We start from the raw sequence: 1,268 nt of genomic DNA on the forward strand, positions 1-1,268 counted from the left end.
GCGGCGATCCGGCTCGGGATCTCCACGATCTACCAGGAGCTTGACCTGGTGGACGGGCTGAGCGTGGCCGAGAACGTGTTCTTGGGTCATGAGCCGGCCCGGATGGGGTTCGTGGGCCGAGGTGAGGCGGCGCGGGCCACCCGGGAGTTGCTGGCCCGGCTGGGGCACGCGGAGATCCGCCCGTCGGTGGAGGTGGGCCGGTTGTCTCCGGCGGCCAAGCAGGTGGTGAGCATGGCGCGGGCGTTGTCGCACGACACCCGGTTGATCATCATGGACGAGCCGTCGGCGGCGCTGGCCCATGACGAGGTGGGCAACCTGTTCCGGATCATCCGGGAGTTGACCGCCCAGGGGGTGGCGGTGGTCTACATCTCGCATCGGCTGGAGGAGATCCGCGAGATCGGGGATCGGGTGACGGTGCTCAAGGACGGCCGTACGGTCGCGGTGGGGCTGCCGGCCAAGGAGACGCCGACCTCGCAGGTGGTGTCGCTGATGACCGGCCGCAACGTCGAGTACGTCTTCCCGCCGCGCCGCGCGGAACCCGCCGAGGGGAAAGAGGTGCTGCGGGTCGAGAACCTCACCGTCCCCGGGGTCGTCTCGGACGTGTCGTTCTCGGTGCGGGCGGGGGAGATCGTGGGGCTGGCCGGTCTGGTCGGCTCGGGCCGTTCGGAGATCATCGAGGCGGTGTACGGGGCGCGGCGTTTTTCCGGTCAGGTGGTTTTGGAGGGTAAGCCGGTGCGCCGCGGTGGTGGCACGACCGGTGCGGTGCGGCTGGGCATGGGGCTGGCGCCCGAGGAGCGTAAGGCGCAGGCGTTGCTGCTGGATCAGAGCGTGTCGCGCAACATCAGCCTGGCCAGTCTGGGTCGTTACTCGCGGCTGGGCTGGATGGACCGGCGCCGGGAGGCGGCCGACGCGCGGGAGATGGTGCAGGCCCTGGACATCCGCCCGTCTGATCCGGAGCGGCCGATCAAGACGTTGTCGGGCGGTAACCAGCAAAAAGCGGTGCTGGCCCGGTGGTTGTTGAACAACCGCAAGTTGTTGCTGCTGGACGAGCCGACCCGCGGGGTGGATGTGGGGGCTCGGGCGGAGTTGTACGCGTTGGTGCGGCGGCTGGCCGATGAGGGGATCGGGGTGTTGCTGGTCTCCAGCGAGGTTCCCGAGGTGCTGGGGCTGGCCGATCGGGTGCTGGTCCTGCGGGAGGGCCGGGTCATTCGTGAGGCCGGTGCCGGTGAGCTGGACGAGCACGCCGTCCTCGACATGATCATGGAAGG

Annotated in this window: 1 protein-coding gene; it reads left to right on the plus strand. The window is 69.5% G+C overall.

The annotated features are described in order from the left end of the window. Window positions 1–1,268, plus strand: a 1,268-nt coding sequence (locus ACSDR0_RS50670) for a sugar ABC transporter ATP-binding protein (protein ID WP_435296143.1), incomplete at both ends; no start/stop codon positions are given.

The organism is Streptosporangium sp. G11 (assembly GCF_051192615.1).
GTDB lineage: Bacteria > Actinomycetota > Actinomycetes > Streptosporangiales > Streptosporangiaceae > Streptosporangium.